The sequence below is a fragment of the Chromatiales bacterium genome (assembly GCA_014323925.1).
In the GTDB taxonomy this organism is placed as follows: Bacteria; Pseudomonadota; Gammaproteobacteria; order Poriferisulfidales; family Oxydemutatoraceae; genus SP5GCR1.
On record JACONC010000008.1, the window covers coordinates 1 to 25,774 of the forward strand.

A 25,774-nucleotide genomic window follows, 5' to 3' on the forward strand; every position below is an offset into this window, starting at 1 on the left:
GTGAGCGATGGAGGAAACATTGATCTAACCGAAGGGGGCGTGACAACGATTGCGATTGTCGTCACTGCACAAGATGACGAAGCGGAGAGAACCTATACGATAGCAGTGACCCGTGCGGCGAGTAGTGATGCGAGCTTAAGTAATTTAGTGCTAACACAAAGTAATGGCACACCAATTCCACTGGCTGAGGATTTTGCTCCGACAACGACCACTTATACGGTAAGTGTAGAGAATACAGTGGCGCAAGTGCGGGTGATACCAACGGCGACTCACCCGAATGCGACTATCCAAGTGGGTAGCAACACGATGGTGAGCGATGGAGGAAACATTGAGCTAACCGAAGATGGAGTGACAACGATTACGATTGCCGTCACTGCACAAGATGACGAAATGGAGATAACCTATACGATAGCAGTAGACCGTGCGCCAAGCCGTGATGCCAGTTTAAGTAATTTAGTGCTAACACAAAGTAATGGCACACCAATTCCACTGGCTGAGGATTTTGCTCCAACAACAACGACTTATACGGTAAATGTAGAGAACACAGTAGCGCAAGTGCAGGTAATGCCAACTGCGACTCACCCGAATGCGACTATCCAAGTGGGTAGTAATACGGTGGTTAGCGGTACTACGAGTAACAATATTATGCTAACCGAAGGCGGCGTGGCAACGATTACAATTATCGTCACTGCACAAGACGGCAGAACGAATAGAATCTACGCAATAGCCGTGGCTCGTGACCCAAGCAGTGATGCCAGTTTAAGTAATTTAGTGCTAACACAAAGTAATGGCACACCAATTCCACTGGCTGAGGATTTTGCTCAACTGCGACTCACCCGAATGCGACTATCACAGTGGATGATAATACGGTGGTTAGCGGTGAGCAGAGTGGAAACATTGAGCTAACCGAAGGCGGCGTGACAACGATTACGATTATCGTCACTGCGCAAGACAGAGATACGACAAAGACCTACGAAGTGGTCGTGGAACGCCCAGCTGTCGGTATCCGTGTCCGAATTAAGGTCTTCCTAGAGGGACCGCTACGCTAAACCTGTAGGAACTCAATCTATGGAGTTTTAGCCGGAAAATATCATACAAAACTGTCAAGACCATTGACCCTGTGCTGAATGATCAACAGTTTGGTGTTGTGATCTTGCTAATCCCAGTGAATAAGCGTTGCTTAAATCAGTATTGGTTTTGTTCGGTTTTCTTTTCTGTATTACCAGTTGATAGCAAAGCATTATCTTTATAAGCGATGCAGGATTTGATACTTTCAAATATAGTATCTACAAGTATAGAGGTGTTTTTGTATAATATAGCTTTGCTTGCAAATGGGCAGGCAGTATCCTTTTGTAATAGGCGCGTAGCTCAGTTGGTTAGAGTGCCACCTTGACATGGTGGAGGTCGTTGGTTCAAATCCAATCGCGCCTACCAAAATAGATAAACGAAAGCAGTTATATAAAAATGCCAACCATAAGTTTAATAGACGGTTCAAAGAAAGAGTTTGATAGTCCAGTGAGCGTATTACAGATTGCTGAGGCAATAGGTCCCGGTCTATTGAAAGCGACTATAGCTGGGCAAGTTAATAATAAGTTCGTAGATGCTTGTGTGGAAGTCGTCAGCGATGCCGATGTCAAAATCATCACCGCTAAAGATGATATGGGTGTTGAGATTATTCGACATTCGTGTGCGCATTTGTTGGGGCATGCGGTGAAGCAGTTGTATCCCGATGCGCAAATGGCTATAGGTCCGGTGATAGATAAGGGCTTTTATTATGACATCGCTTACCAGCGCCCATTCACGGAAGAGGATTTGACTCTGATAGAAAAGCGCATGAAAGAGTTGGCGCAAAAGAATTATACGATAGTGCGCGAAGTGGTTTCGCGTGCGCGTGCGATAGAAGTTTTTAGGCAGCGTGGCGAAGACTACAAGGTACAAATTGCGCAACAGATACCGAACGGCGAGATTATCGCACTATATCATCACGAGGAATATATCGATATGTGCCGTGGCCCGCATGTTCCCAACACTCGCTATTTGAAAGCGTTTAAGCTGATGGATGTGGCTGGTGCCTATTGGCGCGGCGACCACAACAACGAGATGTTACAGCGTATCTACGGTACCGCTTGGGCTGACAAAAAACAACTTGATGAATATTTAGTTAAGCTCGAAGAAGCGAGCAAGCGTGACCATCGTCGCCTGGGGAAACAGATGGATCTATTTCATTTTCAAGAGGAATCCCCAGGCATGGTGTTTTGGCACGAAAAAGGTTGGTTGTTGTATCGTTTGGTTGAAGACCATATCCGCCAAACTATCAAAGCGCAGCGCTATCACGAAGTCAACACGCCGCAGCTGATAGACCGCAATTTGTGGGAGCAGTCTGGACATTGGCAAAAATTCGGCGATATGATTTTCACTACCGAATCGGAGAAGCGCGACTATGCTGTCAAGCCTATGAATTGTCCGGCGCATATACAGATATATAATCAAACTCTGCGCAGTTATCGCGATCTACCTTATCGTATTGCCGAGTTTGGTGTTGTGCATCGTAACGAACCGTCGGGCACATTACACGGTTTGATGCGCGCGCGTCGTTTTACTCAAGATGACGCACATATATTCTGTCGCAAAGAGCAACTGAGCACAGAGATTGATATGTTGATAGAAAAGACATATCAAGTGTATAGCGACTTCGGATTTGACGACATAGCTATCGCTTTTTCGACCCGTCCGCAACAGCGTGTCGGAGACGACGCATTATGGGACAAGGCGGAGGCGGCGTTAAGAGAAGTGCTGAATAGCCGCGGCGAAGCGTATACAGTTCAAGAAGGTGAGGGTGCTTTTTACGGTCCTAAAATAGAGTTTACTTTGACTGATAGTTTGGATAGGAAGTGGCAATGCGGCACTATACAACTAGACTTTTCTATGCCGGCACAGCTTGGTGCGAACTATGTATCGGAAAATGGAGATAAGCGAGTGCCGGTAATGGTGCACCGAGCGATCTTGGGATCGCTTGAGCGTTTTATAGGGATATTGCTGGAAAACTATGCTGGAAAGCTACCTTTGTGGCTTGCACCTGTGCAGATTGCAGTGATGAATATCACTGATGCCCAAGCCGAATATGCACAAAAAGTAACCGAACATCTCAACAAAAACGGATTTCGTACCGATATCGACTTGAGAAATGAGAAAATAGGGTATAAAATTCGTAATGGAACTTTGCAAAAGATACCTTATATGATAATCATCGGCGACAAGGAAGTTGCAAACAATTCTGTCGCAGTACGAACCCTAGACGGTGCTGACTTAGGTGCTATGCCGGTCGCCGCGTTGTTGAGTGAATTGCAAACTAAGGTACAATGTAAAGCGTGATTTATAATATGGGAATAGAATTTGATAAAAAAGCAGATTAGAGTCAACGGCGAAATTGACTGCGATAAAGTGCATTTAATATCCGCCGATGGAACCAATGTAGGAGTTGTTGATATAAAGGAAGCGCGAAACCATGCATCGGAACACAGTTTGGATTTAGTGGAATTGGTGCCTAATGCAAAACCGCCGGTGTGTAGAATACTTGATTACGGTAAGTTTAAGTTTGAACAGCGTAAAAAGAAACAGCGGTCACGCAAAAACCAAAAACGTATACAAGTAAAGGAAGTTAAATTCAGGCCGAGCACTGAGACTATGGATTACCAAACTAAGTTGCGCAGTTTAATTAAATTTTTACAAGATGGAGACAAAACAAAAGTTGTTTTGAGATTTAAGGGGCGAGAATTCGTTCACCGTGAACTGGGGATGCAGATGCTATACCGTATAGAGGAAGATTTGAAAGAATATGGTGTTGTCGAACAGCAACCTAAAACCGAAGGTCGTCAAGTAGTGATGGTATACGCTCCTAAACGCAGTTAAAGCAGAACATAATTAGATTTTAGAAAAATGCCTAAATTAAAAACATGTAGAGGGGCTGCTAAACGTTTTAGCAAAACCGCGTCAGGGCGGTTTCGCAAGAAGCAATCGCACGCCCGTCATATATTGACTAAAAAAGATAGTAAGCGTAAACGCAATCTACGGGCTCCGAGCTTAGTGCACGACCATGACGAAGCGGTAGTTAGAAAGCTATTACCTTATGCCTGATAGGAGTGAACAATGGCTAGAGTTAAAAGAGGTGTAATCTCGCACGCAAAGCATAAAAAGATTCTTAAACAAGCACGCGGTTATTACGGAGCGCGCAGCAGGACTCTGCGCGTTGCTAAGCAGGCAGTGATACGCGCCGGTCAATACGCCTATCGCGACCGTCGTCAGCGCAAACGTCAATTTCGTTCTCTGTGGATTATCAGAATTAACGCGGCAGCGCGAGTCTTCGGTTTGTCGTATAGCCGTTTCATGAATGGGCTTTCTAAAGCGGATGTAGAAATAGATCGCAAACTGTTAGCTGAACTGGCAGTTAACGATGCCGATACATTTGCACGGATTGTTGATAAAGCTAAAGCGGCGTTGAATTCCTAGCCAACTTTTCGTCGTTGATGACACCCTCTTATAGTGGATTTTGTCCAACTGCAACTCCAAGCGTGTAGCGAGATTGAAAAAGCACAAAGTCTAGAGAGCTTAGCGCAATTACGCATTGCCTATTTAGGTAAAAAAGGCAAATTAACGCAGCAACTCAAAGAACTCAATACTCTGTCGTCCGATCAAAGACCGACAATAGGACAACAAGCCAATCTCGCTAAGCAAGAAATTACGAAAGCCTTGGTAGCTCGCGAACAAGCACTGAAAGAAGGGGTTATAGCACAGCGTATCCTAAAAGAAAAAATAGATGTTGGATTAGCCGGCAGAACATCTAAAGTTGGTAATCTGCACCCGATAACTCGCACGCTGAGACAAATCGAAACACTTTTCACAAACCTTGGTTTTGATATCGCAGAAGGTCCTGAGATAGAGGATGATTTTCATAATTTTGAAGCTTTGAATATTCCACCTTCACATCCGGCACGTGCCATGCACGATACTTTTTATATGAAAAACGGCGACTTACTGCGTACCCATACATCACCCGTGCAGATTAGGGTGATGCAGCAGCGTCAACCACCCATACGCATCATTGCGCCGGGACCGGTCTATAGGCGAGATTTCGATATTACCCATAGTCCGATGTTTCATCAAGTAGAAGGGTTGGTGGTCGGAGCTGATATTTGTTTCGCCGACTTAAAAGGATTGGTGATAAATTTCTTGCGCACTTTTTTTGAAGATGAAGCGCTAGCCATTCGTTTTAGACCATCCTATTTTCCTTTTACCGAACCCTCAGCAGAAGTTGATATTGCTTGGCGAGAAGGTAAAAGACGGGATTGGTTGGAAGTCATGGGTTGCGGGATGGTGCATCCGGCAGTGTTCAAAGCGGTCGGCTACGATACCGATTTATACCGAGGCTATGCATTCGGCTTAGGTATAGAACGGCTAGCCATGTTGCGTTATTGTATTGATGATTTGAGATTGTTGTTTGAAAATGATCTTCGTTTCCTAAAGCAATTTTATCTATAGAAAAATGCGTTGTAATCTTGAATGGTTGAAGCAGTGGCTACCGGTAGGTCTGGACACCGAAAACTTGAGCGAACATTTGACGATGGTGGGTCTGGAAGTGGATGCGGTCGAACAGGTATGCCATCCACTATCGGGTGTGGTCGTAGGTCGGATTGTCTCAGTGGCCCAGCATCCCAATGCGACTGGACTTAAATTATGCAGAGTGGATAGCGGCGACGGTCAATTACACCAGGTTGTTTGCGGTGCTAGCAATGTACGGAGTGAGATGTTGGTGGCTTATGCACCGCCCGGTGCGCATATAGACGGCACTGATGTCTTGGTGAAAAACATACGCGGCTACGATTCGGAAGGAATGCTTTGCTCGGCATACGAACTCGGCATTGCCGAAGAGCAAGAAGGATTGTTGGAGTTGGACAGTAATGCGGATCTCGGACAGTCACTCGTTGATTATATGTCTCTCGACGATCTAGTCTACGATATAGATTTAACACCCAATCGTGCGGATTGTTTGAGTATACTCGGGATTGCGCGAGAGCTTTCGGTGATTTTTCAGCAACTGATTACGCCACTACCGAGATTTTCGCCGCCGCCAATGCACGAAAACGCTCCTGAGGTGCAACTGTTGCAACCCGACGCCTGCCCTCTTTATTTAGCTAAACAGATACAGCAGTTAGATTTGCGCAAGACTACGCCGCTGTGGATGAAAGAGCGACTCAGACGATGCGGTATTCGAGTGATTCATCCGGTGGTTGATATACTCAACTATGTGATGTTGGAATCAGGGCAGCCCATGCACGCTTTTGATAGAACTGCGGTAAAAGGTGCATTGTGCATACGCTGGGCTGATGCCACCGAACAACTAAAGGTTCTAGGTGGGCAGAATGTTAAACTGGATAGTCGTACTCTGGTGATAGCAGATGCGCAAAGTGTGTTAGCGATTGCTGGCATCATAGGTGGGGAGCATAGCGCAGTAAAAGAGAACTCTACTGATATTATTCTAGAGAGTGCTTTCTTTAATCCCCAAGCTATCTTAGGGCGTGCTAGACATTATCGACTACAGACTGAATCGTCGCATCGTTTCGAGCGCGGTGTAGACTTTGATCTGCAACACCAGGCGATAGAATACGCTACCGATTTAATTACTGAGATCTTAGGTGGAGAAGCCGGTCCTACAGTAGAAGTAACAGATGTTGAACACTTGCCGACCAGAGCACCAATTACTCTAAATAAGCAGACAGTATTGGCTTGTTTAGGTGTGTCGCTCAGCCCTAATTTCATAGAAAGAACATTAACTGATTTGGGCTGTCAGGTTGAAGCCGGTGCTGGCAATTGGCAATGTACACCGCCGTCTTATCGTTTTGATTTGATGATTGCAGAAGACTTAATTGAAGAGCTGGCTAGAATCTACGGCTATGACCGCATTCCTGAGAAAATCGCTAGCCATAGTAGCCATTTCAGTATAGATAGTGTGAAGCAGAACTTGTTACATTGGAGCGAGTACTTAACTGCACACGGTTACTTTGAAGTCATCACTTATAGTTTTATTTCTGTCGAGCAGCTACTTGCATTTACTCCCGATGCCGATATTGAAATGCTAAAATTGACTAATCCAGTTTCGGTTGAAATGTCGGTGATGCGTACTTCTTTGTGGCCCGGTTTATTGCAAATATTAAAATACAATCTGAATAGACAGCAGGATAAAGTTTGTATTTTTGAACAAGGTGCTGAGTTTTATTTCAACGAGAACAAGATAGAACAGCGTAAAGTATTGGCTGGCTTGGTTTACGGTGCGGTGATGCCAAACCAGTGGGCAGCTAAAGATAGAAGATATGATTTTTACGATGTCAAGGGTGATATAGAAAATTTACTACATACTTTTGAGCATCAACTGCGCTTCAAGGCAAGCGAGCACTGCGGATTGCACGCTGGACTATGTGCCGATATCTATATAGCGGATAAATATGTAGGGCGTATGGGCGCTTTGGCCCCATCGTTGGCAACACAGTATAAATTACCAGAGCAGGTATTTTTATTTGAGCTACAAGTTGATTTGCTAGAAGATGCACAGTTGCCACATTATCAGACCATTTCGACATATCCGTCGGTGCGTCGCGACCTGGCTTTGGTAGTGGCAAGGACTATAGGCGTTTCGGAGCTACTTGAATATATCGATAGTTTGCATATCAAGTATCTAGAATCTCGTTTTATATTTGATGTTTTTGAAGACCAGCAATTGGGTGAAGCGGTCAAGAATATTGGCATTGGTTTTGTTTTTAGAGATAGCGAAAAAACGCTTCAAAAAGACACCGTAGATGAACTCATGCAGATACTGGTAGAGCGCATCACCGGAAAATTTGCTGCGCAACTACGATTGTAGGTACGATTTATCCGCTATTTACCACGCTGCCATATTTGTGCTAAGGATTTTCTAGCCGAAGGTTTTTCTTGTTCGGCAAGGTCGGCTGGTAGTTGATTAGGCGAGTCTAGATAGCCCAGAGCAAAACCGCAGATCACCTCAAATTTGGTAGCATCTAAATCAAAAGCTTGATAGATTTCTTCTCGTTTGATGCCGCCCATACCGTGCGTGTATAGCCCCAGTTGTCTTGCTTGTAAAGTCATAGCCAGCCACGCTGCTCCGCAGTCAAAGACTGCCGATTGGTTCGGCTTACCGTTGTGCTCAAAATGTTTTCGGGCAATGATAAAACCTAATAAAGAGGCGCGATGTGCCCAGGTCTGATTGAATTCAACCAGTAAGCTATGAAAGAAATCGAAATCGTGGTTACCGCTTGAGGTGATAAATAACCACGGCTGGTCGTTATAACATGAAGGCGCCCATCGCGCTGCATCAAAGATAATTTTTAGAGTTTCTTCGTCAATAGGTTTCTTGTTGAAGGCGCGCGGTGACCAGCGTTGATAAAACAACGGATCAACACCGTTTGCCGGGTTGCGTTGGCTAAAATCTATCTCAGTAGAGGCTTCCGGTTTGCTGTGTGGGTATTTGTCAGGCATCAGTGTGGTTTGCGGTCTATTGTTATTAGAATAGTATGTGAATATAATTAGCATCTGTGATTATAGCAAAACAGGTAGCAAGTTACAATGACGATAACAAAAGCTGATCTAGCAAAGAATCTAGTGGATAAACTTGGTTTTAATAAACACGAGTCTAACGAGTTCGTCAGGCTTCTTTTTGAAGAGATTGTATGTAACTTGGAAAAAAGTATCGATGTCAAAATATCAGGCTTCGGAAATTTTATGCTACACGACAAGCGGCAGCGCATTGGTCGTAATCCTAGAACCGGAGAACCGGCAGTTATTAGTGCCCGTCGTGTTGTGGTATTCAGAGCTGGACAGAAACTCAAAGACCGAATGGCTCCAGATGACGGAAGTAGCTAAAAAAGCATCGCATTTTGCGTTGCTTCCGGACAAACACTATTTCACAATCGGTGAGGTCAGCGAATGGTGTGGAATAGAGCAGCATGTATTGCGTTATTGGGAACAAGTATTTAGACAACTAAAACCCGTGCGGCGAGGCAAGCGCCGTTTTTATACTAAAAAAGATCTGTATATAGTGAAAAAGATCTATACTCTACTCAAACTTGACGGGTATACGATAGAAGGCGCCAAGCGAAAAATAAATGACGATGAGTACCAGCATAGTTTCAAAGTGCACTATGACAATCGTATACTTGACGAGGTGATAGGGGAACTACAGGATATATTAAAAAGTATGGAGTGAAGATCGGGGCGTGGCGCAGTCTGGTAGCGCACCGCAATGGGGTTGCGGTGGTCGGAGGTTCAAATCCTCTCGCCCCGACCATGCTTTCAGTGTAAGCTTTTGTAGTGATGGAGCACAAGTGTAGTGATGGGGCACAAGCGATGAAAAACTCGGAAATAGACTTTTTGTATCTCGAGACACCCATAGGTGGCTTGGTTTTGGCAACACGACAGCGAGGTCTGTGTCGCCTATCGTATGTTAAAGGCCAGTATGATATAAAGTCTTATCCTAAAACTAAATTAGAACATCTAGCCCATAGTCAGTTGATGAATTATTTCGATAAACCGCACGATCGATTTACGATACCACTCGATGACTGCGAGCAGACTCCTTTTAGGAAGCGGGTATGGCAGGCCTTATCTGAGATTAAAATTGGCACGACGACGACCTATAAAAAAATAGCACAAGTTCTCAACACGCATCCGCGAGCTATTGGCGGTGCATGTGCTGCAAACCCGATACCAATTATTATTCCATGCCACAGAGTCATCGCTCAATCGGGTGCGTTGTGTGGTTATACTGGTGCCGGTGGTAATCAAGATTTAAGCATAAAAGCTCAGTTGCTAAAACACGAAAGGCAGGGCTTATAGGCATAGCTAGCTATACCGCATCAATGGCGTTATGTTTTGCAATCGGCGGATGCTATCTATCTACCCGCTGCTATAGATGATGGTTCTTTTGGTTTTTTGGGTTTTTTGTGTGCAACACCAGTATGGCAGGAGATGCAGTTTTCACCTTCAGTATGCGCGCGTGTGTGTTTGCGACTCGCCGTCCGATCTTGTTCATCAAGGTCCATGGCTTCAAATTGATGGCAACTAAGGCAGGTTGTTGAATAAGCAGAATCTAGTCTATTCCATACTTTATTAGCCATTGTCCAGCGGTGTGCTTCAAATTTTTCCTCGCTATCTATGGTACCTAATATTTCGTGCCAGACATCTTTCGCCGCCATTAGCTTGGCGTGCATTTTGAGGTTAAATTGCTTGGGAACATGGCAGTCGTGGCACTGTGCTCGTATGCCTTGCAGGTTTGAATAGTGTACCGATTCCTTCCATTCCGCTGTTACCCACTGCATAGAATGACAAGAAGTGCAAAACTCAGTGGTGTTGGTTGCCTCCAGAGTAGTTGTAAATGCGGCAGTGGTTACTATTCCGGCAACAAACACTAAGCCCACTGAAATGATTAATTTGTTCTTCATCGATAAGCCAGCAAAACATTTACAATTATAGCATCGTATTTGTATTTTTAAAGGTAATAAAATAAAATTTTCAGATTGCGAAGATGGTGGCAACATGTTTAACCGAAAGAGAGTATGGGTAACACAGCGATATTTGAAGTGACAAAGTTGCAGCTGGGACGAGGGAGTGCCGGCAAACAGCCGCTCGGTTTTGCATTGTCTGCCGGGCAATGGTGCAAGTTGACCGGAGAAAACGGTTCTGGCAAGACCACATTGTTACGTGTATTGTGCGGTTTATCCGAACCGCTAGCTGGTAGAGTATGTTGGCAAGGATCGCCTATTACTTATCATCGCCTAAGCTATCACCATTCTATTATCTATATAGGACATAAATTCGGATTCAGAGGTGGGTTAAGCGTTGCAGAGAATTTGGAATTTTATTGTGCTTTGGCAGGTCGGCATGGTCGCTATAACCTTGGCCAAGCGATGGAGTATTTCAAAATCAGCGACTTGTCACAGCGGCCTTATGCTGCTTTGTCTCACGGACAGCAGCAACGAGTTGCGCTGTGTCGCCTGATCTTAGAAAAAGCTCGACTATGGCTGCTTGACGAACCCACCAGTGCTTTGGATAGACCAGGACACGATAGCTTCCAAGACCTTTTAGTTAAACACATAAGTAATGGTGGCACTGCGGTGGTGGCGACGCACAAACCGTTTGAACATCAAGCATTGCAGGATGCGCATTGTTTACGACTAAATGATTATCTCTAAGACCGTGTTTGCGTTGCTTAAATGGGATTTACTTTCGGTGTTGCGAGTGCGCAGCGACTGGTTGATTGCGATTATATTCTTCACTATTATTGTTAGTCTTTTCCCATTGGCTGTCGATGCACAAAGTTCGGTGTTGCGCATTTTTGCGCCAGCGGCAATATGGGTTGCTGCGTTGTTATCCGGTTTGTTGTCGTTGGAGCGTGTATTCAAAGAAGATTTCGACAACGGCGTTTTGGAACAGTTAATGCTCAGCACTTCCAACATCTACACAATCGTGCTGACGCGTGTTTTCGTACATTGGTGCACGACCGGATTGCTATTTACATTGCTGGCTCCGATTTATGGTTATGCGTTGGGTATTCCGACTTATGCTTTGACAAATGTGATATTCGGTTTATTATTAGGGACGCCGACCTTGAGTGCCCTGGGGGCATTGGGTGCCGCGTTGACCGTCTCACTGAGACAGGGAGGCATGGTGTCGGCTTTGCTGATAATGCCCTTTTATGTACCGCTGCTGATATTCGGTAGTAATGCAATAGACTTGGCAGCCAATGGATTAGCGACAAATGCGCCGCTCGCCTTTTTAGGTGCTATGTTGATAATGAGTCTAGTGCTGATTCCGATAGCGGTCTACGCTGCGCTGCGGATTGTATTGGATTAAGAGACTGATGAAAACTTTATATAGATGGGGTTCACTGCCTTTCTTTTATCGTTGGACTCATAGCTTGTTGCCGTGGTTATACGCGCTCACTGCCGTCTTATTCGTATTCGGTTTGTACTGGGGACTGTATATCGCACCACCCGACTATAAGCAAGGAGAAGCATACCGCATCATTTATATTCATGTGCCGGCAGCGTGGATGTCTTTATTCGTTTATATCGTAATGGCTTCCTGCGGGCTAATTTTATTGGTCTGGAGAGTGAAGCTTGCTGAGTTGATACATAAAGAATGTGCAGTGATCGGTGCAGCGTTTACCGCAATCACTCTGCTAACTGGAATGCTCTGGGGTAAGCCCATGTGGGGTGCTTTTTGGGTGTGGGATGCGCGCCTGACCTCGGAATTAATATTGTTATTTTTGTACCTAGGTATTATCGTGCTGGGTAGTGCTATCACTGACCCTAGAAAATCAGTGCGAGCGACTGCAGTACTTGCAATAGTCGGCATTGTTAATATTCCGATTATTCATTATTCGGTTATTTGGTGGAATACCCTGCATCAAGGCCCGACGATTACTAAACTGGATGCGCCGTCCGCCCATAGCACAATATTACTGCCGTTACTTTATATGGCAGTGGTTTTTAAGTTATACTTTATAACTGTATTATTCGCGCGTGTGCGTGCAGCGATTGTTGAGACTTGTCAACAGCAATACTGGTTTAAGCAGTATGAAGGTTTAGCAGAGAAATAAAATGATGGAATGGTTTTTAATGGGCGGTTACGCATGGTTTGTTTGGCCCTCGTATGCAATCTGTTTGTTGATATTATTGTGGTGTGCGATATCGCCGTATTATCGTCATAAGCGTAGCATGGATGCACTCAAACCAGCGGTGAGGCATAGATGACAGGCAGACAGAAACAACGTCTAGCTTTTGTTGGCATTTTGCTGACCGGCTTTGCTGTGGCAACGGTATTGGTGCTATATGCATTAGAGGAAAATCTGCTCTATTTTTATACACCTAGCCAACTGGCTGAACACGCACCGCCCGACGGACGAGCGTTTAATTTAGGTGGAATGGTCGTCGAGGGTAGTGTTTATCATGATGAAGCGGTTTATTTTTCGCTCACCGACTATAAAGCAACTGTGAAGGTGGTTTATCGCGATATTTTGCCTGATTTATTTGGTGAAGGACAAGGCGTGATAGCCACTGGTCGTATGAACGGCGAGGGTTTTTTCGTCGCCGATACAGTGTTGGCTAAACACGACGAGAATTATATGCCGCCGGATGTTGCCGAAGCGCTTAATATGCCTATACCCATGAAGCAGTGATTGTTGAACTAGGACACTTTTTATTAGTACTGGCGCTGAGCACTTCGCTATTGCTGGGTGTTACAGCATTGTCGGGTGCACATCTACAGAATACTACACTGATGGCAGTTGCGCGCCCAGCCAGTTGTGCACTATTTATATTGCTATTGCTGTCTTATCTGGCATTGAGTTATGCGTTTGCGACGGACGACTTCTCAGTGCTATATGTCGCCGGGCATTCCAACACCAGTTTACCGATTTACTATAAGTTATCGGCAGTGTGGGGTGGGCACGAAGGTTCTTTGCTACTCTGGGTGTTCATACTGGGAGTGTGGATATTCGCGGTGGCGTTATTGAGTCGTAAACTTCCGGATACTTTCTCGGTTAGGGTGTTAGGTGTCATGGGTTTGATCATCACTGGTTTTTTGCTGTTTACACTTGCAACCTCTAATCCCTTTGAACGATTATTTCCATCGCCGGCCGACGGCAGAGATCTCAATCCACTATTGCAGGATCCCGGTTTAGTCATTCATCCGCCGATGCTCTACATGGGCTATGTGGGCTTTTCGGTTGCTTTTGCTTTTGCCATTGCTGTCTTGCTGGGTGGTAAATTCGACGCTGCTTGGGCGCGCTGGTCACGGCCGTGGGTGTTAGCTGCTTGGGTGTTCTTAACCATCGGTATCACCCTGGGCAGCTGGTGGGCATATCACGAACTCGGATGGGGTGGCTGGTGGTTTTGGGATCCAGTTGAAAATGCCTCTTTTATGCCGTGGTTGGTAGGCACCGCACTCATTCATTCGCTAGCGGTGACTGAGAAACGCAATGCATTTCGTAGTTGGACACTGCTGCTTGCAATTTCTGCGTTTTCGTTAAGTCTACTGGGTACTTTTTTAGTACGCTCCGGCGTTTTGGTGTCGGTGCACGCTTTCGCAAATGACCCCGAACGCGGTGTTTATATATTGGCGTTTCTCGCGGTGGTGATAGGCAGTGCGCTACTACTTTATATCGTGCGCACACCGCAGATTAAAAGCGGTGGTATGTTTGCATTGGTCTCTCGCGAACACATGTTGCTCATTAATAATGTCTTGCTGGTGGTGGCAATGACTTGTATCTTGATTGCTACGCTCTATCCGTTGGCGATGGATGTATTAGGGCTGGATAAAATATCGGTCGGCGCACCTTATTTTTCCGCGGTTTTCGTACCACTGACTTTGCCGTTGGTTTTTCTAGCTGGTCTGGGACCGAAAATGCAGTGGCAGCAGGCTAGCCTTAGCCGATTATGGCAAGCGACGCGCGGCATAATCGGCTTGGCCCTCGTCATTGGCGTTGCTTTACTGTTTGTAGTCGGCGGTGATTTTTCACTACCCGCTTTAATAGGCATCATTGCCGGGGTATGGATTATCGTTGCCATGCTGAGTACATTATTAGAATCGGGTAAGCTGTCCTTCCTAGAATCAACCCGTTGGAATCGGCTACGCACATTGCCCGCTTCTTTTTATGGGATGAATATAGCGCATATAGGGATGGGGATATTTGTCTTGGGTGTCACCTTCAGCGGTGCTTATAGCGAAGAGAAAAATGCATTGCTCGCTGAAGGGGAAGCACTATACCTTGCAGGATACCACTTCGTATTCAACGGAGTGCGTGATAAAGAAGGTGTGAACTATATGGCACTGGAAGGCAAGCTCGATGTTTATAAGAATGATCAGCAAGTGGCAACGCTCTATCCGCAAAAACGCGTCTATCGAGTACAGAAAAATCCGATGACTGAGGCTGCAATAGACGCAACCTTGCTGCGCGATCTCTATGTGTCATTGGCTGAGCCGGTAGGAGAACGTTTTGGCGTGCGGGTTTACTATAAACCCTTTATACGCTGGATTTGGATAGGTGCACTGCTGATGGCAGTCGGCGGGTTGTGGTCAATGAGCGATCGACGTTACCGTAGGCCATGATATAAACAACATGGGTATTGAGTGAAATATTTATTACTTTCTATAACAAATTCTGTTAAAGATATAGAGCACGCGCTCAATATACTAAGACCTGCTATCAGAGAAGCAGTGTATCTAGATAGGACGCTTATTTTGGATTCCTTTACTATAGAAGCAGCTGGCAACCTAGGGCACACGCTTGAGAATGCATGCTACAGTCAATTCGTAGATTTGAGTAAAACTTTTATATGTCGTATAGAAAATGGTGATATCTTAGCGATTGAGGAACCTTTCCGTTATATCGAGGCAACGGATTTTGACTTAAAAGGATATCCCAATAAAGAAGTGCTAATGATAGAAAGCGACCAAACTATTAGCGCAGAACAGAACGATCGATACCAAGTGATAGTAAGGCAAATAACTTTTCAGGGATATGTTGACAATTATCCTGACATACTAGTCCGTTTTACTCCTTCAACTGAAGTAGAACGCCTAACTAATATTGTGCTCAAAGCTATGAATACCAGCGTGGGAAGCATTAAGAAGAAATTAACCATGGAACAACACATGGATTACCCAGTACACGGACGGCGTTCATCGTGTGCCTTTTCCTATGGCTGCCTATATGTAGCAGACGGTAAGCAGGCAACCACACCCGCTCAAATATATGCGTCATCTGCTAGCCAAATAAAAAATAACTTTAAGTATCTTCGTATGTGGATGCCCAAAAAAAAGCTGGCACTTTATGTTATATTGGCTGGCCGAACTGAAATTGATTTGGACGGTTTGCAACCTGTCGGAAAATTTAGAACATATTATTACCATGATTTCTCAGAACTCAAAGCGCTCATTTCCGGCGAAAATGGCAGAGTGGTTAATAATGCAATGCTCTACTCAGTAGAAAAAAATATTCTATGCTATGCCGATGCCAAAATGGCTCCTTATCAAGCTCTGAGCGGATTTCCTATAACCTACACTAATTGTTCTATTAAGATCCCCTTAAAATACAAATTTATGGCTTGGTACAAATCCTTATTCAAAGACTCTCTACTGAGTAGTTAATTTTTGATAGCTGACTATGGATGCCAGAGATAAATATTTAATATTTGATACTATTAATGTTCAACCTGCCGGATTGGAGCATAAACTATCTACACTCAGGTGTGCTATTAGCGAAGCAATCTACTTAAATAGGATTCTTGTTCTACGAAAATTCGCCATATCATCAATTCATAACTATGCATACGATGAAAAATTTAAGGCTGATCTGATCAAGAATGATAAAGTTGAAAATGAAAATATGCACTACTTGCCTGAGTATGCTCTAAAAAAAATAAACTTTAAAAGTTATCTTAATTTAGCGAAAACCAGAGTATATAAATTAGAAGATGATGGAGGTATTGTCGAAATAACTGAGTTGTTTCGCTATATCGACGAAAAAGACTTTGACTTGAAAGCGTATACTAATCAACCGGAACTTGTTATTAAGAGCGATAGATTAGTGACAGATCTTCCTCCCAATACATTTACTGAGATCAATAATCAAGTACTCATTGCAGAAACGAATCGTCCTATCAGCAAAGAACAAAATAATCAATATCAGGTCATAGTACGACGAACGAATGCTTATAAATACGCTTATACGCCTGCTGCTCGTGATTTATTAACGGTGCTTTTATATCCTTCATCTGAGGTTGAACAGTTAGTGGATATCGTTCTAAAATCTATCGGCACCAGTCTGCAGAGAGTGAAAAATCGTTATGCTTTTTATTATCAAGCAGCGACAACGGAAATATTGAATAATTACCGAATAAGATTTTCTCAACAACACCCGATCTACTATGCCTGTCTGCACATGAGAAAAAATGATATGTACTATAAGCCCACCATTAAATATGCAGCTTCTAAATCTAATATTAAGCGTATGGTTGAGCAAGCACTTCCTAAAAAATCAATAATCTATGTTATGTCGGATACCGCAGACTTAAATTATTTCGATTTTCTAAGAAAAGATTATACCGTCTATCAATATTTTAATTTTCCAGAATTAAAAGCTCTGGTTTCGTGCAAAAACAGGGAACAAGTCGATAATGCAATGCTCTATGCCGTAGAGAAAAACATCTTAAAGTATGCCCATATTCAAATAATTTACAGACGCGGTAGACCGGATATCTTGTATACAAATCAATCATACAGTATACCTTGGCGGCATCGATTAATGGCCATCTATGATTATGTATTAAGTGATATTTTGACGACGAATTTTCTATACGGTAAAAAAAGAGACGGTAATATGCAATATATTAAAAGAATACTCGAAGATAAAGTTATTCACTAGAATTAGAAAACGATCTTTTATGTAAATATCAATATGGAAATAACAGAAGGTCACCGGTTCGACTGAGTCCCAAATGATGCCTTATTAAAAGTCAACTCATTTTATGCATATTTTATACTTCTCTGTTAAGCACTCATTTCGGCGTTAAGTGAACCACAATAATTGGGGTCAAAAGGTTCAAGATGCACCTAACCTATCCCAGATGGCGTGGCATCGTACAGTACAATCAAGTTCTATATACTATATAATATGCTGATAGCTATACATTAAATCTGATAGATACTTACTATATAGTGCAACAGGAGCATAATAGACTAGAAACTAAAAGAAGTTTGAACTTTTTTAGTACCTTTTTACTACTGACTTTGATGCTTGCCGTGTTATGGCAACCGGCGGTTGCGCAACCTTCGTTACCCGCTTGCACCCAGAACATACCAGATACTGATAACGACGGTGTGTCAGCCGCTACGGACATAGACAAAGACAATGATGGTCTAATAGAGCTGTGTAGCTTAGAGGGAGTGAATGCGATACGCCATCAGTTGGATGGTACTGGCTATAGAGCAGCTAGCGGTGGGGCTATTACAATGGCAGGTTGTCCTCAACAAGGTGGCTGTCGTGGCTACGAGTTGGTTCGCAGTTTAGACTTTGCAGATGCGCGCAGTTATGACAGCCGCTTTAACTTTAGTCGGAGGGTATGGTCGACAGGTCAAGGATGGCCATCAATAGGCACCTTCAATGCGGTATTTGAAGGTAATGGACATACGATATCTAACTTAATGATAAATGCAGACTTTGGTAATGATAGAGGTTTATTCAGTGCGACAGCTAACAATTCTAGAATCACTAATTTTGGTCTATTAAATGTAAATATTAGAGCACAGAGTATGGTGGGCAGTTTAGTCGGCAACAATGGGGGTAGTATCACGAACAGCTATGCAACCGGTAGTATGCCATCACGAGGTAGTGATGTAGGCGGTTTAGCCGGCATCAATAATGGTAGTATTACGAACAGTTATGTGACAGTTGATGTAGGAGGAAACGCTCAAAGAATAGGCGGATTAGTCGGCAACAATAGGGGCAGTATCACGAACAGCTATGCGACCGGTAATGTGAGTGGGATAATTGAATTTATAGGCGGATTAGCCGGTTTCAATGAAGGTACCATTGAGAACAGCTATGCGACTGGTAATGCGCAAGGGAACCGAGATATAGGCGCCTTAGTCGGCAACAATAGTGGCACCATTAGGGCCAGCTATGCAACAGGTAGTGTAACTGGGAGAACCTCCTCCGGCGGATTAGTCGGCGTTAATATTGCTGGTGAACTTAGAGGCGGCAGTCAGCGTCTATCCACTGGGGCACTGCAGTCGCCTACTGGCGCAACTGGTATATACAGTGCCTGGAGCACGACAAACTGGGATTTTGGTAATGCAACACAATCCCCAGCACTGAAATATGCCGTAGGATCCGATTCCAGCACCCCAGCCTGCGGTCGCGCCGGGCAACCTAGCTGCGGTAGTATATTGCGTGATCAATTTCCCCCAGTCTTTCTGGATAGTCTCACCGTGTTCAACGGCCTTCAATTGAATCCTAATTTTAATTCCCAGAGATTTGATTATGAAGTGGTGATTGATGATAGGACAGTCACTTCAGTAGAACTGCAAGCAATGGCGGCGGGTCAGTCTATTACCCTTCGTGGAGGTGGCATAGGAGAGGTAGCAGCCGTCAGTGACATCCGTCGAGATATTCCGCTAACCGGACCTGACGACATCCTCATTACAATTACAGTATCCGCAGATAGAATGGAGACGCGTGTCTATAATTTGTCTGTTCGCATAGAACTCGTTATATCACCCTCCTCGTGTATTTTGGCTCTAGACGATAATGATAACGACGGTGTGCCGAGAAATAGGGATGTAGACAAAGATAATGACGGTCTAATAGAAATCTGCGATTTAGAGGGATTGGATGCAATGCGCTATCAGTTGGACGGCACCGGCTATCGAGCGAGTACCATCTCACCCTTGATGCAGGAAGGCTGTCCAGAGGATGGCTGTCGTGGCTACGAGTTGGTTCGCAGTTTAGACTTTGGAGATACGAATAGTTATGACAGTCGGCGCCTTAATCCGGCATGGACAACAGGTGAAGGGTGGCTACCGATAGGCACATTCAATGCAGTATTTGAAGGTAACGGACATACGATATCTAACTTAATGATAGATCGACCTGCTGGTAGTGGGGTAGGTTTATTCGGTGACACACGCACCGATGCTAAAATTGCTAATATTGCTCTGTTCAATGCGGTTATCATCGGACGGCTTTGGGTAGGTGGTTTAGTCGGCGACAATAGGGGTGGTAGTATAACGAACAGCTATGCGATCGGTGCGGTGACGAGCAGTGGCCCGAGCAGTGGCAGTATAGGCGGCTTAGTCGGCTGGAATAGAGGGGGTACCATTACGAACAGCTATGCGGCGGTTGATGTTACCGGGAATAATCAGGTAGGCGGCTTAGTCGGCCGCAATGGTGATGGTAGTGCAGGTAGTATAACGAACAGCTATGCGACCGGTGCTGTGAATGCGCAATTGAATGCAGGTGGTTTAGTCGGCAGAAATGATGGGAGTATAACGAACAGCTATGCGACTGGTGCTGTGACTGTGACTGGTAATAATGTAGGCGGTTTAGTTGGCAGAAATCTCTCATCTGGTAGCATTACGGACAGCTATGCGACTGGTGATGCAACTGGTGATAGCAATGTAGGCCGCTTAGTCGGCTCCAATGAAGGCGGTAGTCCTACAAACAGTAGCGGTCTGTCCATTGACAAGCTGCGATCGCCTACTACGGCAACTGACATATATAGCGGATGGAATACTGCAAACTGGGATTTTGGTAGTGAAACACAAAACCCGAGACTCAGATATGTCGTGGGATCCGATCCCATGACCCCAGCCTGTGGTGGTGCCGGGCAACCTAGCTGCGGTAGTTTATTGGCGAATCAATTTCCCCCAGCCTTACTGGATAATCTAACCGTGTTAAACGACGGTCTGCAATTGAATCCTGATTTTGATCCGCAGACATTTAATTATGAAGTGGTGATTAATGAATTAATCCCTTCAGTAACACTGCAAGCAATGTCGATCGGGCAGACCATTACCATGAGTGGCGATAGGATAGGAGAAGAAACCGGCACCAATAACCTCCGTCAAGATATTCCGCTAACCGGACCTGACGACACCATCATTACGATTGCAGTATCCGAAGGTGGAAGAGAGACGCGTATCTACAATTTATCTATTCGCATAGAACTCGTTATAACACTCTCCTCGTGTGTTATGAACCTAGACGATACTGATGACGACGGTGTGCCGGCAGAAAGGGATATCGACAAAGACAATGATGGTCTAATAGAAATCTGCGATATAGAGGGATTGGATGCAATGCGCTATCAGTTGGACGGCACCGGCTATCGAGCGAATGTTATCGCCGACCTGATACAGGAAGGCTGTCCTGAGGGCGGCTGTCGTGGCTACGAGTTGGTGCGCAGTTTAGACTTTGCAGAGGCTAGCAATTATGATAGTGGAAGCATTAATGCGGCATGGACGGAGGGTACAGGATGGCTACCGATAGGCACTAGCAGTCAACGATTCGATGCGATATTTGACGGCAACGGAAATACGATATCTAACTTAATGATCGACAGACCTGACGAGGATAGTATAGGTTTATTCGGTGAAGCAGCTAACAATTCTACAATGACTAATGTCGGTCTGCTCGATGTAGATATCACAGGAAATAACAATGTGGGTGGTTTAGTCGGCAGCCATGATGGTCGTATAACGAACAGCTATATGACCGGTGATGTGACTGGCACCGAGCAGGTAGGCGGTTTAGTCGGCTGGAGTAGAGGGGCTACCATTACGAACAGCTATGCGGTGGGTGATGTGACCAGCGATGGTGAAAGGGTAGGTGGTTTAGTCGGTTGGAATAATGAGGGTCGTATAACGAACAGCTATTCGAGCGGTGCTGTGCATGGAACGAGTGAGGTAGGCGGTTTAGTCGGCGACAATAGAGGAGATATTACGAACAGCTATGCGGTGAGTGATGTGACCAGCGATGGTGGAAGGGTAGGCGGTTTAGTCGGTTGGAATAATGAGGGTCGTATAACGAACAGCTATGCGAGGGGTGCTGTGAGTGGAACGAGTGAGGTAGGCGGTCTAGTCGGCGACAATAGTGGCAATATTACGAACAGCTATGCGACTGGTATTGTGACTGGAACGAGTGAGGTAGGCGGTTTAGTCGGCGACAATAGTTCTTCTGGTAATATAACGAACAGCTATGCGACCGGTGCGGTGACAGGGACTGGTGATAATGTAGGCGATTTAGTCGGCCTCGATAATGATAGTACGCTAGGTAGTGAGCCTCTGTCCATTGGGCAACTGCAGATGCCCACTACGGCAACTGGTATATATATACAATGGAGTACGGCAGACTGGGACTTTGGTACTGAAACACAAGCTCCAATACTGAGATATGCTAGAGGTCTCGATCCCGACAACCCGGCCTGCGGTGTCGCTGGGCAACCTAGCTGTGGCAGTTTATTAGCTAATCAATTTCCTGGTATTTTGAACGATCTCATTGTGTCCGATAGTCTATTGGTGCCTGAGTTTAACCAACAGATACGGTTCTATGATGTGGCGGTTGGTGAGATGGTTACTTCAATAACACTGCAAGCGACGGCTACCTTGGGAAGTGTTATTACCATTCGTAGTGCTGGCATAGAAGCGCAAACTGGCACCCATGACATCAGTCAGAATATTCCGCTAACCGAAGATGGTGTCATCACGATTACGATTGAAGTGTCTGCGCCAGGAGAACAACCAACAGGAAATTACCTGTTGACCATTGTGCCAATAAATTTACCTGCTTGTACGCAAGACATACCAGATACTGATAACGACGGTGTGTTAGCAGCGATAGATATAGACAAAGATGGAGATGGGCTGATAGAACTGTGTAGCTTAGAAGGATTGGATGCCATGCGCTATCAGTTGGACGGCACCGGCTATCGAGCAAATAGCACCGCAACCTTGATAACGCTGGGTTGTCCTGAGGGTGGCTGTCGTGGCTACGAGTTGGCTCGCAGTTTAGACTTTGAAGAAGATGGCAGTTATGACAGTGGGCGCATTGACACGGCATGGACGACGGCTACAGGATGGCTACCAGTAGGTGATGATGTTCAGTCATTCAATGCGATATTTGACGGCAACAACCATACGATATCTAATCTGATGATAGATAGAGCTAGTAATAATATAGGTTTATTTGGTGTGACAGCTAACAATTCTACAATGACTAATGTCGGTCTGCTAGATGTAGATAACACCGGAGGTACTTATGTCGGCGGTTTGGTCGGTTTCAATGATGGCACCATTACCAACAGCTATGCGACCGGTGCTGTGACTGGGACTGGTAGTAGTGTAGGCGGTTTAGTCGGCAACAGTGGTAGTCGTATAACGAACAGCTATGCGATGGTTGCTGTGCGTGGAATAACTGAGGTAGGCGGTTTAGTCGGCTGGAGTAGAGGGCATACGATTACCGACAGCTATGCGACCGGTGAAGTGACAGGAGAGGGATCTGTAGGTGGTTTAGTCGGCTTCAATAGAAGTAGAATAACGAACAGCCACGCGATGGTTGAAGTGACTGGGATTGGTAATCGTGTAGGCGGTTTAGTCGGCTGGAATCTAGAGGGTGAAATAACGAACAGCCATGCGACCGGTGCTGTGGATGGGGACGAAAGTGTAGGTGGTTTAGTCGGTTCCAATGGCGATAGCATTACCGACAGCTATGCGACCGGTGCTGTGACTGGTAATGGTGATAATGTAGGCGGCTTAGTCGGCGACAATAGTTCTTCTGGCGGCATTATGAACAGCTATGCGACCGGTGCTGTGACTACTAGTGGTGATAATGTAGGCGGTTTAGTCGGCGACAATAGTTCTTCTGGTGGTATTACCGACAGCCATGCGACCGGTGCTGTGGATGGGGACGAAAATGTAGGCGGTTTAGTCGGTTCCAATGACGATAGCATTACGAACAGCTATGCGCTCGGTGCTGTGCGTGGTAATGGCGATAATGTAGGGGGTTTAGTCGGCGAAAATAGTTCTTCTGGTGACATTACCGACAGCCATGCGACCGGTGAGGTGAATGGAATAAATGAGGTAGGCGGTTTAGTCGGCAGCAATGAGGCTCGTATAACGAACAGCTATGCGACCGGTGATGCGACTGGCACCCAACAGGTAGGCGGTTTAATCGGCTGGAATAGAGAGGGCAGCATTACCAATAGCTATGCAACCGGTGATGTGACCGGCGATGGTGGAAGGGTAGGCGGTTTAGTCGGTTGGAGTAATGACGGTCGTATAACGAACAGCTATGCGCAGGGTGATGTGAGTGGCATAAATGAAGTAGGCGGTTTAGTCGGCTGGAATAGAGGGGGTAGCATTACCAACAGTTATGCGGTCGGTGATACGCAGGGGCAGACTGAGGTGGGCAGTTTAGTCGGCGACAATAGAGGAGATATTACCAACAGCTATGCGACCGGTGCTGTGACCGGGAATTATGAAGTAGGCGGTTTAGTCGGCGACAATAGAGGCAATATTACCAACAGCTATGCGACCGGTGCTGTGACCGGGATTGGTAGTAGGATAGGCGGTTTAGTCGGCGAAAATAGTTCTTCTGGTCAGATTACCAACAGCTATGCGACCGGTGCGGTGACCGGCAATGAACAGGTAGGCGATTTAATCGGCATAAATGATGGTAATATGGAAGACAGTCGCGCTTGGTCTATTGGCGAACTGCAGTCGCCGACGGCAGCAACTGGTATATATAGCGGATGGGATACTGCAGACTGGGGCTTCGGTAATCAATCGCAACTCCCGGCACTGAAATATACCCGCGGCCCCGATATCAATAACCCGGCCTGCGGTGTCGCTGGGCAACCTATCTGCGGCAGTCTATTATCTAATCAATTTCCTAGTCTTTTGGATACTCTCACGGTGTCTAATGGCCGATTGTTGCCTGAGTTTAACCAACAGATACGCGACTACACTGTGTTGGTGGGTGAAATCGCTACTTCAATAACAGTGCAAGCAACGGCTACTACGGGTAGTGTGATTACCATTCGTAGTGATGGCATAGAAGCGCGAACTGGCACCGATGAAATCAGTCAAAATATTCCTCTAAGCGCAGACGATGTCATTACGGTTGAAGTGTCTGCACCCGATGAAAGATCAACAGGAAGATACCTGTTGACCGTTGAGCGACTAAATTTACCCTTTTGTACGCAAAACCTAGCAGACACTGATGACGACGGTGTGTTAGCAGCCATAGATATAGATAAAGATGGCGATGGGCTGATAGAACTGTGTAGTTTAGAAGGCTTGGATGCGATACGCTATCAGCTCGACGGCAGTGGCTATCGGGCGAGTACCACCGCAACTCTGATAACGACCGGTTGTCCTGAGGATGGCTGTCGTGGCTACGAGTTGGTTCAGAGTCTAGATTTTGCAGAAGCTAGTAGTTATGACAGTGGGCGCGTGAATACGGCATGGACGACGGGAGCAGGATGGCTACCGATAGGCGGGTTATTTTTATTCAATGCGATATTTGAAGGCAACGGACATACGATATCTAATCTGATGATAGATAGATCTATTGATAATATAGGTTTATTTAGTAGGATAAGTTTTAATTTTGGTGGGACAGGTTTTAATTCTGAAATTGCTAATATCGGTCTGTTAAATGTGGTTATCATAGGAAATAATGATGTAGGCGGTTTAGTCGGCGACAATAGGGGGGGTAGTATTACAAACAGCTATGCGACCGGTGCTGTGACTGGTAATGGTGAGAATGTAGGCGGTTTAGTCGGCTTGAATGAGAACGGTAGTATAACGAACAGCTATGCGATGGTTGCTGTGACTGGGACTGGTGATAATGTAGGCGGTTTAGTCGGCAACAATAGGGGGGGTAGTATAACAAACAGCTATGCGACCGGTGAGGTGACTGGGACTGGGAACAATAATGTAGGCGGTTTAGTCGGCTTGGATGAGAACGGTAGTATTACAAACAGCTATGCGACCGGTGATGTGAGTGGAACGAGTGAGGTAGGCGGATTAGTCGGCGACAGTAGTGGTCGTATAACGAACAGCTATGCGACTGGTGATGTGAGAGGACAGGATAATGTAGGCGGTTTAGTCGGTATAAATCGGAGTAGCATAACGAACAGCTATGCGA

At 45.4% G+C, this 25,774-nt stretch carries 21 protein-coding genes, 2 tRNA genes and 10 pseudogenes; 31 read left to right on the top strand and 2 right to left on the bottom strand.

The features are described 5' to 3' along the window. The 9 genes from GDA45_04575 to pheT all read left to right on the top strand — a co-directional run. Positions 1-906, top strand: a 906-nt coding sequence (locus GDA45_04575; protein MBC6414192.1) for a cadherin-like beta sandwich domain-containing protein, incomplete at its 5' end; no start/stop codon positions are given. Beyond that, positions 855-1,049 (top strand): cadherin-like beta sandwich domain-containing protein, encoded by a 195-nt coding sequence (locus tag GDA45_04580; GenBank protein ID MBC6414193.1) that lies wholly within the window; start codon positions 855-857, stop codon positions 1,047-1,049. The genes GDA45_04575 and GDA45_04580, both read left to right, overlap by 52 nt. A 308-nt stretch (positions 1,050-1,357) precedes the next feature. After that, a tRNA-Val gene (locus tag GDA45_04585) sits at positions 1,358-1,434 on the top strand. A gap of 30 nt (positions 1,435-1,464) precedes the next feature. After that, positions 1,465-3,372, top strand: a complete 1,908-nt coding sequence (thrS, locus tag GDA45_04590; GenBank protein ID MBC6414194.1) for a threonine--tRNA ligase — start codon at positions 1,465-1,467, stop codon at positions 3,370-3,372. Between the two features lie 21 nt (positions 3,373-3,393). Further along, complete coding sequence (gene infC / locus GDA45_04595) at positions 3,394-3,909, top strand: translation initiation factor IF-3 (protein ID MBC6414195.1); 516 nt, start codon at positions 3,394-3,396, stop codon at positions 3,907-3,909. Between the two features lie 27 nt (positions 3,910-3,936). After that, positions 3,937-4,134, top strand: coding sequence for a 50S ribosomal protein L35 (rpmI, locus tag GDA45_04600; protein ID MBC6414196.1), 198 nt, complete (start codon positions 3,937-3,939; stop codon positions 4,132-4,134). Positions 4,135-4,146: 12 nt separating this feature from the next. Then, the gene (rplT, locus tag GDA45_04605; GenBank protein MBC6414197.1) at positions 4,147-4,506 is read left to right on the top strand and encodes a 50S ribosomal protein L20; all 360 of its coding nucleotides are present in this window, start codon (positions 4,147-4,149) and stop codon (positions 4,504-4,506) included. Between the two features lie 33 nt (positions 4,507-4,539). Then, positions 4,540-5,535 carry a phenylalanine--tRNA ligase subunit alpha gene (pheS, locus tag GDA45_04610; protein ID MBC6414198.1) on the top strand — a complete coding sequence of 332 codons (996 nt, stop codon included), beginning with the start codon at positions 4,540-4,542 and terminating at the stop codon, positions 5,533-5,535. Between the two features lie 4 nt (positions 5,536-5,539). Further along, the gene (gene pheT / locus GDA45_04615) at positions 5,540-7,912 is read left to right on the top strand and encodes a phenylalanine--tRNA ligase subunit beta (GenBank protein MBC6414199.1); all 2,373 of its coding nucleotides are present in this window, start codon (positions 5,540-5,542) and stop codon (positions 7,910-7,912) included. Positions 7,913-7,926: 14 nt separating this feature from the next. Here pheT and GDA45_04620 read toward each other — a convergent pair whose 3' ends face one another. Further along, the gene (locus GDA45_04620; GenBank protein MBC6414200.1) at positions 7,927-8,544 is read right to left on the bottom strand and encodes a nitroreductase family protein; all 618 of its coding nucleotides are present in this window, start codon (positions 8,542-8,544) and stop codon (positions 7,927-7,929) included. An 87-nt stretch (positions 8,545-8,631) separates the two neighbouring features. On the opposite strand from GDA45_04620, the gene GDA45_04625 reads away from it, so the two are divergent. The 4 genes from GDA45_04625 to GDA45_04640 all read left to right on the top strand — a co-directional run bounded on the left by GDA45_04625 (position 8,632) and on the right by GDA45_04640 (position 9,900). Further along, positions 8,632-8,928 (top strand): integration host factor subunit alpha, encoded by a 297-nt coding sequence (locus GDA45_04625; protein ID MBC6414201.1) that lies wholly within the window; start codon positions 8,632-8,634, stop codon positions 8,926-8,928. Beyond that, entirely contained in the window at positions 8,912-9,271 is a 360-nt protein-coding gene (locus GDA45_04630; GenBank protein ID MBC6414202.1) for a MerR family transcriptional regulator, read from the top strand. The genes GDA45_04625 and GDA45_04630 overlap by 17 nt, the downstream gene beginning before the upstream one ends. A gap of 4 nt (positions 9,272-9,275) precedes the next feature. Continuing rightward, positions 9,276-9,352, top strand: a tRNA-Pro gene (locus GDA45_04635). 26 nt (positions 9,353-9,378) lie between these two features. Then, the gene (locus GDA45_04640) at positions 9,379-9,900 is read left to right on the top strand and encodes a methylated-DNA--[protein]-cysteine S-methyltransferase (GenBank protein ID MBC6414203.1); all 522 of its coding nucleotides are present in this window, start codon (positions 9,379-9,381) and stop codon (positions 9,898-9,900) included. Between the two features lie 56 nt (positions 9,901-9,956). Here GDA45_04640 and GDA45_04645 read toward each other — a convergent pair whose 3' ends face one another. Next, a complete protein-coding gene (locus tag GDA45_04645) occupies positions 9,957-10,505 on the bottom strand; it encodes a NapC/NirT family cytochrome c (protein MBC6414204.1) in 549 nt (182 codons plus the stop codon). A gap of 114 nt (positions 10,506-10,619) precedes the next feature. On the opposite strand from GDA45_04645, the gene ccmA reads away from it, so the two are divergent. The 18 genes and pseudogenes from ccmA to GDA45_04735 all read left to right on the top strand — a co-directional run bounded on the left by ccmA (position 10,620) and on the right by GDA45_04735 (position 25,545). Further along, positions 10,620-11,255, top strand: coding sequence for a heme ABC exporter ATP-binding protein CcmA (gene ccmA / locus GDA45_04650; protein MBC6414205.1), 636 nt, complete (start codon positions 10,620-10,622; stop codon positions 11,253-11,255). Further along, positions 11,242-11,916 (top strand): heme exporter protein CcmB, encoded by a 675-nt coding sequence (gene ccmB, locus GDA45_04655; GenBank protein ID MBC6414206.1) that lies wholly within the window; start codon positions 11,242-11,244, stop codon positions 11,914-11,916. The genes ccmA and ccmB overlap by 14 nt, the downstream gene beginning before the upstream one ends. A 7-nt stretch (positions 11,917-11,923) precedes the next feature. Then, positions 11,924-12,664 carry a heme ABC transporter permease gene (locus tag GDA45_04660; GenBank protein ID MBC6414207.1) on the top strand — a complete coding sequence of 247 codons (741 nt, stop codon included), beginning with the start codon at positions 11,924-11,926 and terminating at the stop codon, positions 12,662-12,664. Position 12,665: 1 nt separating this feature from the next. Beyond that, positions 12,666-12,818 carry a heme exporter protein CcmD gene (gene ccmD / locus GDA45_04665; protein ID MBC6414208.1) on the top strand — a complete coding sequence of 51 codons (153 nt, stop codon included), beginning with the start codon at positions 12,666-12,668 and terminating at the stop codon, positions 12,816-12,818. Next, positions 12,815-13,243, top strand: a complete 429-nt coding sequence (gene ccmE, locus GDA45_04670; GenBank protein ID MBC6414209.1) for a cytochrome c maturation protein CcmE — start codon at positions 12,815-12,817, stop codon at positions 13,241-13,243. Before ccmD ends, ccmE begins: the two co-directional genes overlap by 4 nt. Next, on the top strand, positions 13,240-15,174 hold the full coding sequence (locus GDA45_04675; protein MBC6414210.1) for a heme lyase CcmF/NrfE family subunit: 1,935 nt from the start codon (positions 13,240-13,242) through the stop codon (positions 15,172-15,174). Before ccmE ends, GDA45_04675 begins: the two co-directional genes overlap by 4 nt. Before the next feature lie 21 nt (positions 15,175-15,195). After that, on the top strand, positions 15,196-16,215 hold the full coding sequence (locus tag GDA45_04680) for a hypothetical protein (GenBank protein ID MBC6414211.1): 1,020 nt from the start codon (positions 15,196-15,198) through the stop codon (positions 16,213-16,215). 16 nt (positions 16,216-16,231) lie between these two features. Beyond that, complete coding sequence (locus GDA45_04685; protein MBC6414212.1) at positions 16,232-17,491, top strand: hypothetical protein; 1,260 nt, start codon at positions 16,232-16,234, stop codon at positions 17,489-17,491. Positions 17,492-17,859: 368 nt separating this feature from the next. Then, positions 17,860-18,609, top strand: a pseudogene (locus GDA45_04690) (hypothetical protein). 684 nt (positions 18,610-19,293) lie between these two features. Continuing rightward, a pseudogene (locus GDA45_04695) lies at positions 19,294-20,067 on the top strand (hypothetical protein). A 45-nt stretch (positions 20,068-20,112) separates the two neighbouring features. Beyond that, positions 20,113-20,232: pseudogene (locus tag GDA45_04700) on the top strand (hypothetical protein). Positions 20,233-20,427: 195 nt separating this feature from the next. After that, positions 20,428-20,787: pseudogene (locus tag GDA45_04705) on the top strand (cadherin-like beta sandwich domain-containing protein). A gap of 33 nt (positions 20,788-20,820) precedes the next feature. Beyond that, a pseudogene (locus GDA45_04710) lies at positions 20,821-22,392 on the top strand (cadherin-like beta sandwich domain-containing protein). Positions 22,393-22,524: 132 nt separating this feature from the next. Further along, a pseudogene (locus tag GDA45_04715) lies at positions 22,525-22,950 on the top strand (hypothetical protein). Positions 22,951-23,016: 66 nt separating this feature from the next. After that, a pseudogene (locus GDA45_04720) lies at positions 23,017-23,271 on the top strand (peptidase A26). A 138-nt stretch (positions 23,272-23,409) separates the two neighbouring features. After that, positions 23,410-23,850: pseudogene (locus GDA45_04725) on the top strand (peptidase A26). Between the two features lie 453 nt (positions 23,851-24,303). After that, positions 24,304-24,804 (top strand): annotated as a pseudogene (locus GDA45_04730) (cadherin-like beta sandwich domain-containing protein). A gap of 375 nt (positions 24,805-25,179) precedes the next feature. Further along, positions 25,180-25,545, top strand: a pseudogene (locus GDA45_04735) (hypothetical protein). Positions 25,546-25,774: the final 229 nt, after the last annotated feature.

Coding starts and splice junctions, on each gene's coding strand:
- thrS (MBC6414194.1), top strand. CDS start 1,465: ATGCCAACCATAAGTTTAATAGACGGTTCAAAGAAAGAGTTTGATAGT.
- rpmI (MBC6414196.1), top strand. CDS start 3,937: ATGCCTAAATTAAAAACATGTAGAGGGGCTGCTAAACGTTTTAGCAAA.
- rplT (MBC6414197.1), top strand. CDS start 4,147: ATGGCTAGAGTTAAAAGAGGTGTAATCTCGCACGCAAAGCATAAAAAG.
- pheT (MBC6414199.1), top strand. CDS start 5,540: ATGCGTTGTAATCTTGAATGGTTGAAGCAGTGGCTACCGGTAGGTCTG.
- GDA45_04620 (MBC6414200.1), bottom strand. CDS start 8,544: ATGCCTGACAAATACCCACACAGCAAACCGGAAGCCTCTACTGAGATA.
- GDA45_04625 (MBC6414201.1), top strand. CDS start 8,632: ATGACGATAACAAAAGCTGATCTAGCAAAGAATCTAGTGGATAAACTT.
- GDA45_04630 (MBC6414202.1), top strand. CDS start 8,912: ATGACGGAAGTAGCTAAAAAAGCATCGCATTTTGCGTTGCTTCCGGAC.
- GDA45_04640 (MBC6414203.1), top strand. CDS start 9,379: ATGGAGCACAAGTGTAGTGATGGGGCACAAGCGATGAAAAACTCGGAA.
- GDA45_04645 (MBC6414204.1), bottom strand. CDS start 10,505: ATGAAGAACAAATTAATCATTTCAGTGGGCTTAGTGTTTGTTGCCGGA.
- ccmA (MBC6414205.1), top strand. CDS start 10,620: ATGGGTAACACAGCGATATTTGAAGTGACAAAGTTGCAGCTGGGACGA.
- ccmB (MBC6414206.1), top strand. CDS start 11,242: ATGATTATCTCTAAGACCGTGTTTGCGTTGCTTAAATGGGATTTACTT.
- GDA45_04660 (MBC6414207.1), top strand. CDS start 11,924: ATGAAAACTTTATATAGATGGGGTTCACTGCCTTTCTTTTATCGTTGG.
- ccmD (MBC6414208.1), top strand. CDS start 12,666: ATGATGGAATGGTTTTTAATGGGCGGTTACGCATGGTTTGTTTGGCCC.
- ccmE (MBC6414209.1), top strand. CDS start 12,815: ATGACAGGCAGACAGAAACAACGTCTAGCTTTTGTTGGCATTTTGCTG.
- GDA45_04685 (MBC6414212.1), top strand. CDS start 16,232: ATGGATGCCAGAGATAAATATTTAATATTTGATACTATTAATGTTCAA.